11 protein-coding genes are annotated in these 10,557 nt (G+C 68.5%); 9 read left to right on the top strand and 2 right to left on the bottom strand.

What is annotated here, in order from left to right:
* On the top strand, positions 1–293 hold a 293-nt coding region (locus tag ACTICP_RS14530), incomplete at its 5' end, for a family 20 glycosylhydrolase (RefSeq protein WP_441893575.1).
* 13 nt (positions 294–306) lie between these two features.
* Here ACTICP_RS14530 and ACTICP_RS14535 read toward each other — a convergent pair.
* Complete coding sequence (locus ACTICP_RS14535; protein WP_441893577.1) at positions 307–738, bottom strand: DUF1761 domain-containing protein; 432 nt, start codon at positions 736–738, stop codon at positions 307–309.
* 68 nt (positions 739–806) lie between these two features.
* On the opposite strand from ACTICP_RS14535, the gene ACTICP_RS14540 reads away from it, so the two are divergent.
* From ACTICP_RS14540 to ACTICP_RS14575, 8 genes are all read left to right on the top strand, one after another.
* Positions 807–1,733: a 2-hydroxyacid dehydrogenase gene (locus ACTICP_RS14540; protein WP_441893579.1), complete on the top strand. Its 927-nt coding sequence runs from the start codon at positions 807–809 to the stop codon at positions 1,731–1,733.
* A 74-nt stretch (positions 1,734–1,807) separates the two neighbouring features.
* Positions 1,808–3,481: a glycoside hydrolase family 13 protein gene (locus ACTICP_RS14545; protein ID WP_441893581.1), complete on the top strand. Its 1,674-nt coding sequence runs from the start codon at positions 1,808–1,810 to the stop codon at positions 3,479–3,481.
* Positions 3,482–3,490: 9 nt separating this feature from the next.
* Complete coding sequence (locus ACTICP_RS14550; RefSeq protein WP_441893583.1) at positions 3,491–4,504, top strand: LacI family DNA-binding transcriptional regulator; 1,014 nt, start codon at positions 3,491–3,493, stop codon at positions 4,502–4,504.
* 61 nt (positions 4,505–4,565) lie between these two features.
* Positions 4,566–5,225: a DUF2306 domain-containing protein gene (locus tag ACTICP_RS14555; RefSeq protein WP_441893585.1), complete on the top strand. Its 660-nt coding sequence runs from the start codon at positions 4,566–4,568 to the stop codon at positions 5,223–5,225.
* A 22-nt stretch (positions 5,226–5,247) separates the two neighbouring features.
* Positions 5,248–6,387, top strand: a complete 1,140-nt coding sequence (locus ACTICP_RS14560; RefSeq protein ID WP_441893587.1) for a sensor histidine kinase — start codon at positions 5,248–5,250, stop codon at positions 6,385–6,387.
* On the top strand, positions 6,384–7,031 hold the full coding sequence (locus tag ACTICP_RS14565; protein WP_441893589.1) for a response regulator: 648 nt from the start codon (positions 6,384–6,386) through the stop codon (positions 7,029–7,031). The genes ACTICP_RS14560 and ACTICP_RS14565 overlap by 4 nt, the downstream gene beginning before the upstream one ends.
* Positions 7,032–7,114: 83 nt before the next feature.
* Positions 7,115–8,410, top strand: a complete 1,296-nt coding sequence (gene nhaA, locus ACTICP_RS14570; RefSeq protein WP_441893591.1) for a Na+/H+ antiporter NhaA — start codon at positions 7,115–7,117, stop codon at positions 8,408–8,410.
* Positions 8,407–8,817, top strand: a complete 411-nt coding sequence (locus ACTICP_RS14575) for an arsenate reductase ArsC (protein WP_441893593.1) — start codon at positions 8,407–8,409, stop codon at positions 8,815–8,817. Before nhaA ends, ACTICP_RS14575 begins: the two co-directional genes overlap by 4 nt.
* 21 nt (positions 8,818–8,838) lie before the next feature.
* On the opposite strand, the gene ACTICP_RS14580 is transcribed toward ACTICP_RS14575, so the two are convergent.
* Positions 8,839–10,335, bottom strand: coding sequence for a SulP family inorganic anion transporter (locus ACTICP_RS14580; protein ID WP_441893595.1), 1,497 nt, complete (start codon positions 10,333–10,335; stop codon positions 8,839–8,841).
* Positions 10,336–10,557: the final 222 nt, after the last annotated feature.

Raw genomic sequence — 10,557 nt, forward strand, 5'->3', positions numbered from 1 at the left:
GGCAGGCCAACCTTTGGACAGAGCACATCGACTCCTCACGCGGCATCGACTACGCAGCGTTCCCGCGCCTGTGTGCAATCGCGGAAGCGTTATGGACGAGCGGCGTCCGCGACTTCACAGAATTCCAGCCTCGGCTGGCCGAGCATATCGCCCGTCTCGATGCGGCCGGGGTGGAGTATCGGCATCCGGATGGCCCGCTGCCCTGGCAGCAACGTCCCGGCGTCACCGGCCGCCCTTCGACTAGGGAGGACGCAACGGCGCACCTGGCTGCGATCACTGCGAATATCCGCTGAGAAGGCACGCGCCTCAGACCGTCCCGGCCGGAGGCCACACCCCGATGATCACGGCCATCACGACGACCGTGACGATCTCGTGGGCGATGTTCATGACCGTGAGCGACGTCGGGCGCCCCTCGAAGGCGTCGTGCGTGATGAAGCGCGCCGCGGTGAACCCCGCCCACAGCAGGATCGCCGTCACGACCGTGCCTATGAAGAACGACCCTTCATAGAAGTGCCAGGCGATGGCGGATGCTCCGGCGAGCACCCACGCGGTGATGAAGCTGACGATGACCGTCGTGATGATCGGCCAGACCGCACTCCTCGCGGACCCGGTCATGTCGACCTTGGCGAGCCGCGCCCAGCGCGTGCCGAACACCTTCGGGGTGTACCAGATCGAGCCAACGATCATGCTCGAGAGCATCGCGAGCAGCACCGCCCAGTAGTTGATCTCGGGAACCATGGTTCCTCCTCGGTGGGTTGACGCCGAGCGTACTCTCCAGCGACGGATGCAGTCGATAGGCTCGTCGTGTGAGCCTCTTCGTCACCGTTCCCAGCACCCGCCTCGCCGAGGGCATCGGCCCGCTTCCCGAAGGCGTGGAACTCGAGATCTGGGACATGCAGATCCCTGCCCCGCGCGAGCGGATCGACCTGGCCGTGCCGCCGTACATGGGTGGCGTGAAGGTGCTCAGCGCGCTGGAGGGCCTCGACGTCGGGCTCGTGCAGAGCCAGTCGATCGGGTACGAGGGCGCCGAGCAGCACCTGCCAGCCGGCATCCCTTTCGCCAACGGCGCGAGCGTACACGAGGCATCCACGGCCGAGCTCGCCCTCGCGCTGACGCTGGCCGCGCAGCGGCAGTTCCCCCGTTTTGTGCTTGCCCAGCAGCACGGCGCGTGGTCGCCGGTGTTCGCCGAGAGCCTGGCCGATCGCAAGGTGCTGCTCGTCGGTTTCGGCGGCGTCGGCGAGGCGATCGCGCTGCGCCTCGAGCCGTTCGAGATCGACCTCACGGTCGTCGCCCGCACCGCACGGCCCGTGTGGCATGAGCGACTCGGCCGCGTGCAGGTGCACGCCATCGACGACCTGCCCGCCCTTCTGCCCGACGCCGAGATCGTGGTCCTCGCCCTTCCGGGCGGAGGCGCCACCCACCATCTGTTCGACGACGCGATGCTCGACCGCATGGCCGACGGTGCGTTGCTGGTCAACGTCGGCCGCGGCACACTCGTCGACAGCGACGCGCTCGTGCGCCAGCAGGGGCGCATCCGTGCCGCACTGGATGTTGTCGACCCCGAGCCGCTGCCACCGCAGCATCCGCTCTGGAAGACCGACGGCGTGCTCATCGCGCCGCACGTCGGCGGAGCATCCACCGCGATGAACCCGCGCATCGCGCGTCTCGTCCGCAAGCAGATCGAACGGATGCTGCGCGGCGAAGCCCCCGTGAATGTCGTGATCGGCGGCTGAGCGCACCTCCACCGCCGAACCGATTCGATCGGCGACCTAGCGCGTCTGTAAGCGTTTGCAGTAGGCTCGGGCGCATGACAGAGCTCGAACAGTTCGCAGCCCCCGGTTCCGAGTGGTGGCGCAGCGCCGTCATCTACCAGATCTATCCGCGCTCGTTCGCCGACGCGTCCGGCGACGGCATCGGCGACCTGCCCGGCATCACCAGCCGTATGGACTCGCTGCAGCAGCTCGGCATCGACGCGATCTGGCTGAGCCCATTCATGACGAGCCCCCAGAAAGATGCCGGCTACGACGTCGCCGACTACCGCGACGTCGACCCGATCTTCGGCACCCTCGCCGACTTCGACGAGATGCTCGCACAGGCTCATGCCCGCGACATCCGCGTCATCGTCGATCTCGTGCCGAACCACTCCTCCGACCAGCACGTCTGGTTCCAAGAGGCCCTGAAGGCCGCCCCTGGCAGCCGCGAGCGGGCCCGCTACGTGTTCCGCGACGGCCGCGGCGAGAACGGCGAGCTGCCCCCGAACAACTGGGAGAGCGTGTTCGGCGGCGGCATGTGGGAGCGCATCGTCGAGGCTGACGGCACTCCGGGCCAGTGGTACCTGCACATCTTCGACCCCACCCAGCCCGACTTCGACTGGACCAACGAAGAGGTGCGCGAAGAGTTCCGCTCCGTCCTGCGCTTCTGGCTCGACCGCGGGGTCGACGGCTTCCGCGTCGACGTGGCGCACGGCATGGTCAAGGAGGCGGGTCTTCCCGACTACGCCCCGGTGGCAGATGCCGACTCCATGGGCGGCGGCGAGGAGAACGTGCCCTACTGGGGTCAGGACGGCGTGCACGACATATACCGCGATTGGCATGAAGTTCTCGCCGAGTACGACGGCGACCGTGCGCTCTGCGGAGAGGCCTGGCTGCCGACCCTGAAGAAGACGGCGCTGTGGGTTCGCCAGGACGAGATGCACCAGACGTTCAACTTCCCGTACATGATGACCGCGTGGGATGCTGCGCGCATCCGCGACGTCATTCGTGAATCACTCGACGAGTTCGGCGCGGTCGGCGCTCCCAGCACCTGGGTGCTCTCGAACCATGATGTCGTCCGTCATGCTTCGCGTCTCGCGCTCACCGCCGAGAACGCTCAGGGCGAGGGCATCGGACCAAAGTCGGCCGGCAAGCCGGATCAGGCGATCGGCCTCTCGCGAGCCCGCGCCGCGACCACCATCATGCTCGCGCTTCCCGGATCGTCGTACCTGTACCAGGGCGAGGAGCTGGGTCTGCCGGAGGCGATGGAGATCCCCGACGAGTTCCGTCAGGACCCGACCTGGTTCCGCACGGGCGGCGAGCGTTACGGCCGTGACGGATGCCGCGTGCCGATCCCGTGGGAGGCGGATGCTCCGGCCTACGGCTTCAACTCCACCGGCGATGCCTGGCTGCCGCAGCCGGACGAGTGGGCGCGGTTCGCTCGCGACGCCGAAGAGACGGATGCCGAATCCACTCTGAACCTGTACAAGGAGCTGCTGCGCCTGCGCCGCGAGCGCGAGCTCGGCGTCGGTTCGCTGGTCTGGGAAGACCTCGGCGAGCAGACCGTGGCATTCCGCCGCGGCGACCTGCACGTGGCCGTAAACCTGGGCGACGAGCCGCTGGACCTCGGCGATGACGTCACATTCGTCGTGCAGAGCCAGCCGTTCGCGGGCACCGCGGTGCCGACCGATCACGCCGCCTGGTACACACGATCCACCACCCGGGGCTGACACCGCCGCATGGTCAGCATCGATGAGGTCGCGCGCAGAGCCGGGCTGTCCACAGCCACGGTCTCGCGCGCCCTCAGCGGTCGCGGTTATGCCTCGGAGGCGTCCCGTGAGAAGGTGCGTCTGGCCGCGCAGGAGCTCGGCTATGTCGTCTCGTCCCGAGCATCCAGCCTGGCCTCAGGACGCACCCGCAACATCGGCGTGATCGTGCCGTTCCTGGATCGCTGGTTCTTCAGCACGGTGCTCTCGGGTGTATCCAGCGCCCTGATGCGCCGCGGCTACGACATCACGCTGTACAACATCACCGCCGACGAGGATGTCCGCAAGGACGTATTCGAGACGGCGCTGCGCCGGCAGCGCGTGGATGCCGTGATCGCGGTGGCGATCGAGCTCGATGAGGCCGAGACCGCGCAGCTGCTGGCGCTCGATCTCCCGGTGATCGCGATCGGCGGGCCCAATCCGAAGCTCGACACCCTCTCGATGGACGACGTCGCGCTCGCCCGGCTCGCCACTGAGCATCTGCTCGGGCTCGGTCACACCGAGATCGCGCACATCGGCGCGAATCCGGAGTTCGACATCGACTTCCACATCCCCACCAACCGACGCATCGGCTTCGAGGAGGCGCTGGCGGATGCCGGCATTCCCCTCAAGCCCGCCCATCTGGAGCCCGCGGACTTCACCGTCGACGGCGGCTATCGCGCGGCGAAGCAGCTGCTCGGGCGGCCAGGCCCACGCCCGACAGCGGTGTTCGCCGCATCCGACGAGATGGCCATCGGCGCCGTGGTCGCCGCCCGCGACCTGGGATACCGCGTACCGGAGGATCTGTCCGTCGTCGGCATCGACGGCCATGAGCTCGGCGCCTTCTTCCGCCTGACGACCGTCGACCAGTTCCCGCTCGCACAGGGTGAGCGGGCAGCGGATGCTGTGCTCGCGAAGCTCGAGGGCGCCGAAGACGAATCCGCGCCCGGCGCGCTGCCGTTCGAGCTGATCGTGCGCGGCACCACCGCCCGCGTTCAGGAGGGGTGACCCGACCGAACCGGCCATGTGGCCGATGTGCGCACCCCGCTTCACCGGCGAGCATCGAACCATGAAGAACACCCGTCGTGAATGGCTCATCGCCGCTGGCCTCATCGTGCTCGCCCTCATCCCCTCGCTCGCCGGTGCCGTGCGCGTCGGCGAGATCGCCACCGACGCACCGGTCACACCGGAGAACGCCCGCTTTATCGAGATGCCGCTCCCGGTGATTCTGCACATCGTCGGCGCGCTGGTGTACTCGCTGGTCGGTGCGTTCCAGTTCCTGCCGGGGCTCCGGCGACGGCACATCGGGTGGCATCGGTTCGCCGGGCGGTACCTTCTCGTTCCGGCCGGGCTCATCGTCGCGCTGAGCGGACTGTGGATGACGGCGTTCTATGACGTGCCGCCCGTCGACGGGCTCGCGCTGCAGATCTCGCGGTATCTGGTCGGCGTGCTGATGGCGGCATCCATCGTTCTCGCCCTGGTGGCGGTCGCGCGCCGCGACATCCCCCATCACGCCGCGTGGATGATCCGCGCGTACGCGCTGGCTATGGGCGCCGGTACGCAGGTGCTCACGTCTGCGCCGTTCGCGATCCTGTTCGGCACACCCAGCGAGTTCTGGCGGGTCGTGCAGATGGATGCCGGATGGCTGATCAACATCGTCGTCGCCGAGATCATCATCCGTCGCACGATCCTGCGCAAGAGCCCCGTCGTCGTCGCTGTCGCGGCGTAGCGCCATCAGTAGCATGAACACCGTGCCGACCTCACGCGATGCGGAGCGACTCTCCCGGTTCGATGTGCGCCCGGCGGGCCCGAAGCCGCGCGACATCGTGCTGGTGATCGTGCTGATCGCGGCGACCATCCTCGAGGCGGCCCTGCGCACTGACCTGTCGTGGCGCCTGGCGACGGCCCTCGTGACGATCGCCGCCCTGTCGACCCTGCCGTGGCGGCGCATCCGCCCGCTGCTCGTCGTCGCCGCGACCACGGTGATCTCCGCCGGATTCGAGATCACGCAGGTTCTCAACGGCATCCCGAGCGGCGGCCTGGTCACGATGTTCGCCCTGCTCGCCGCGCCCTATGCGCTCTTCCGCTGGGGCACGGCACGCGAGCGGACCATCGGCGGCATCGTCCTCGCGGCCGGGCTGGTGATTTCGATCGCGCTGAGCGGAGTGACCCTGTTCACGGGCGAAGGCATCGCGGGCGCCGTCGCCGGTGTGGCGTTCGTCGGCGGCGCGGCACTCATCGGCGCGCTGCGACGTGAGCGGGTGGCGTCCCTCTCCCGCGAGTTCGCCGCGATCCGCGCCCAGGAACGCGAAGCCCTGGCCCGAGACCTGCACGACACCGTCGCTCACCACGCGTCGGCGATCGTGATTCGTGCGCAGGTCGCGCGCATGGCTCCGGCTGACATCGCCCGCGTGAGCGAGTCGCTCGAGGTGATCGAGCGCGAGGCCTCGGCCGTGATGGACGATATGCGCTCCCTGGTCGGCGTGCTGCGCGGCCCGGCCGACTACTCGCCCTCGCCCGGGCTCGCCGAGGTCGAAGCGCTCGCGACGAACGGGCCGCCCGTCGTCGCGGTGACCGTGCGCGCCCCGGCATCCGTGCCGAGCATCGTGGCGACGACGCTGTTCCGCATCGCGCAGGAGGCGGTGACGAACGCCCGTCGGCACGCGCGCGCCGTGACGACGATCGACGTGAGCGTGACGCTGGATGCCGCATCCGCACACCTCACGGTCATCGACGACGGGCAGCCGACAGCATCCGCGAACACCGGTGGGCACGGCTTGCGCGGAATGGCTGAGCGAGCCGAACTGCTCGGCGGCACGGTCGATGCCGGCCCCCGACCCGAGGGCGGATGGATGCTGCGCGCCACGATCCCGCTGCGAGGATCCCGATGATCCGCGTCCTCATCGCCGACGACCAGGAGCCCGTGCGCACCGGGCTGCGACTGCTGCTCGACGCCGCCCCCGACATCGAGGTGATTGCCGAGGCCGCCGACGGCGCCGAAGCGGTCGCGCTCGCGCGACGAACGAACCCCGACGTCGCACTCCTCGACATCCGGATGCCGGAGCTCGACGGCATCCAGGCCACCGAACTCCTCGCGGGCACGGGCGTCGCCGACCCGCTCCCGGTGGTGATCATCACGACGTTCGACCTCGACGAGTACGTGTACGGCGCGCTGCGCGCCGGTGCCAGAGGGTTCCTACTGAAGGATGCCGGTCCCGTGCTGATCGCCGAGGCCGTGCGGGCCGCCGCGGCCGGCGACGCGCTCATCTCGCCGCGCATCACCACCCGCCTGCTCGCCGCGTTCGCTCCGTCCGCCGTCGCCTCCCGCCCTGCCGCCGAACCGCTGACCGCCCGAGAGGAAGAGGTGCTGTCCCTGCTGGCGGCGGGCCTCACGAACGTCGAGATCGGCGCGAAGTTGTTCCTCTCACTCGGCACCGTCAAGACGCACATCGGTGCGATCCTCATGAAGATCGGCGTCCGCAACCGCGTCGAGGCCGCGATGTGGGCGTACGAGACCGGCCGGGTGACCAGTTGAGAGTGCGAATCACCCGGTAGAATTGGTTGCGGAGTGTCGGGAAGCCTGGTCGACGTCACGCACCGTCGACCCGAAAGACGCCCATGTCGCCTTCCCCTCCCCGTATCCGCAGTATCTTCCCCTCCGCGTCCGCCGCAGAATCCGTCCGCATCGGCGAGCTGCTCCGCAAGGAGACGGTCGGCGGCATCCTGCTGGTCGCCCTCGCCGTCGTGGCGCTGGTCTGGGCGAACTCGCCCTGGGCGGACGGCTACTTCGCGATCAGAGACTTCGAGATCGGCTACGAGCCGTGGCACCTGCGTCTGAGCATCGGCGCGTGGGCCGCCGACGGGCTGCTGGCGATCTTCTTCTTCCTCGTCGGCCTCGAGCTCAAGCGCGAGTTCGTCAGCGGTGATCTGCGCCGGTTCAGCACCGCAATCGTGCCCATCGTCGCCGCCGTCGGAGGCGTCGCCGTACCGGCCGTCATCTACCTGGTCGTCGTTGCGGGATCAGCCGAGGCGTCGCAGGGATGGGCGATCCCGACGGCCACGGACATCGCGTTCGCGGTCGCCGTGCTGGCCGTGATCGGCTCGCATCTGCCGAGCGCACTGCGGATCTTCCTGCTCACCCTCGCCGTGGTCGACGACCTCATCGCCATCGGCATCATCGCGCTGTTCTACACCGAGACGGTCGAGGTCGTGCCACTGCTGCTCGCCCTCGTCATGATCGCGCTCTACGGCCTCGTCGCCCAGCTGTCCCGGCGTTTCTTCCACTTGCGTCCCACGGCGGCATGGCTCATCCTGCTGCCGCTCGGCGTCATCGCGTGGGCGCTGCTGCACGCCTCCGGCATCCATGCCACGATCGCTGGCGTGCTGCTCGGCTTCACGATCCCGGTGCTGCACAAGAAAGCCGATCGCGGACCGGATGCCGGGCCGGGGCTCGCCGAGGTGTTCGAGCACCGGTTCCGTCCGCTGTCGGCGGGCTTCGCTGTTCCGGTGTTCGCATTCTTTTCGGCCGGCGTCGCCGTCGGCGGTGCGGAGGGCTTCGTCTCGGCGTTCTCCGACCCGATCGTGATCGGCATCGTGCTGGCTCTCGTGGTCGGCAAGCCGCTCGGCATCACCGTGGCCACGTGGCTCGTCACGCGCATCCGCCGGATCGACCTCGACCCGGCGCTGCGCTGGGTGGATATCGCCGGCGTCGGCATCCTCGCCGGCATCGGCTTCACGGTGTCGCTGCTGGTCGCCGAGCTGAGCTTCGCCGCAGGGAGCGAGGCGCACGACCACGCCAAGGTCGCGATTCTCACGGCATCCGTCGTCGCGGCGGTCGTCGCATCGATTCTGCTCAGCGCCCGTAATCGGCGATACCGGAGATCGGCGGACGCTGAGGGTAGCGTTGCACCTTGACACCCTCCGTGCTCTTCGTCTGCGTACACAACGCCGGGCGTTCGCAGATGGCCGCCGCGTTCCTCCGCAGCATCGCCGGCGACCGCATCGAGGTGCGTTCTGCTGGCTCGATACCGGCGGAACGGATCAATCCGATCGCGACGGCTGCCATGGCCGAGCTCAGCATCGACATCGCCGCTCAGCAGCCGAAACTGCTGACGACCGATGCTGTGCAGGCATCCGATGTCGTCATCACGATGGGGTGCGGTGACGCCTGCCCGATCTTCCCCGGCAAACGCTACGAGGACTGGGAGCTCGACGACCCGGCCGGACAAGACCTCGATGCCGTCCGGTCGATCAGAGACGACATTCGCGCGCGGATCGAACAGCTCGTCACGGAACTGCTGCCTCCCCCTGCCGCGCCGTGAGCCTTCCGCGAGCGGAGGCGCTCACGCGGGTGGAAAGCCGCCGCTGAGCCGCCCGTGGAGCACACCACTGGCATCGTTGAGCCCGCGAAGCTCGACGGTCTTGCCGTGCTGGGCGTACTTCGTCTCGATCGTGTCGAGCGCAGCGACGGTCGAGGCATCCCAGATGTGCGAGCGCGACAGATCGATCACCACGCGTTCGGGGTCATCGGCATACTCGAACTGCGTGGTGAGGTCGTTGCTGGAGGCGAAGAACAGCTCGCCGTCGACCGTGTAGTGGGCAGCATCCGCCGACACCGTCCTCGTGACGGTCGCGAAGTGCGACACGCGCCGGACGAACAGAACGGATGCCACGATCACCCCGACCACGACGCCGATCGCCAGGTTCGAGGTGATCACGACGAGCGCGACGGTCGAGATCATGACGAACGTCTCGCTCTTCGGCATGCGCCGCAGCGTCGACGGGCGGATGCTGTGCCAGTCGAACGTCGCGACGCACACCATGATCATCACGGCGACCAGTGCCGCCATCGGGATGATCGCGACGACGTCGCCCAGGGTGACGACGAGCACGAGCAGGAACACTCCGGCGCAGAACGTCGAGATGCGCGTGCGGGCGCCCGAGACCTTGACGTTGATCATGGTCTGGCCGATCATCGCGCAGCCGCCCATGCCGCCGAGGAAGCCCGAGACCATGTTCGCGACGCCCTGGCCCCACGCCTCGCGGGTCTTGTGCGAGTGGGTGTCGGTGATCTCGTCGACGAGCTTCGCGGTCATCAGCGACTCGAGCAGTCCCACCAGCGCCATCCCCAGCGAGAACGGGGCGATGATCGTGAAGGTCTCCCAGGTGAGCGGGATGCTCGGCAGGAAGAGCTCGGGAAGGCTGCGCGGCAGCTCGCCCTCATCCCCTACGGTCGGCACATCGAGCGCGAACACGACGACGACGGCGGTGACGAGGATGATCGAGACCAGCGGGGCCGGCACGACCTTCGTCAGGCGCGGCATCAGCACCATGATGATCAGGCCACCGGCGACCAGCGGATACACCAGCCACGGCACGTCGATCAGGTGGGGCAACTGGGCCATGAACACGAGGATCGCGAGGGCGTTGACAAAGCCGACCATGACGCTGCGCGGGATGAAGCGCATGAGCTTTGCGACGCCGAGGACGGCGAGGAGCACCTGGAAGACACCGGCGAGGATGACGGTGGCGATGAAGTAGTCCATGCCGTGCTCGCGCATGACCGGGGCAATCACGAGGGCCACGGCCCCTGTCGCGGCGCTGATCATCGCGGGGCGGCCACCGACGAACGCGATCGACACCGCCATCACGAACGCCGAGAAGAGCCCGACCTTCGGGTCGACACCGGCGATGATCGAGAACGCGATCGCCTCGGGAATGAGCGCCAACCCGACGACGAGTCCGGCGAGGACCTCACGCGTCAACAGCCGCGGCGACTTCAGGGCGGTGAGGACGGACGGATTCGGCCGGTAGCGGGCGCGGTCGTCGACGGTTGCCATGCGGACTCCAGGGGTGGGAACGCCCCCGAATGGGGGCAGATCCACTGTAGTCGCGGGGGATGGCGCGCTTTCGACTCGCCTCCGGCTCGCTCAAGCCGTTTCGGCTGCGGCGCTGCGCGCCTCCGCTCAACGACCGGGGTCCCTCCCCCGCTCAACGCCCGGTCCCTCCTCCGCGGGGTTCCTGATGCGGGTCGTTGAGCGAGCGGAGCGAGACGAAACGCG

The organism is Microbacterium sp. (assembly GCF_052102115.1).
GTDB lineage: Bacteria > Actinomycetota > Actinomycetes > Actinomycetales > Microbacteriaceae > Microbacterium.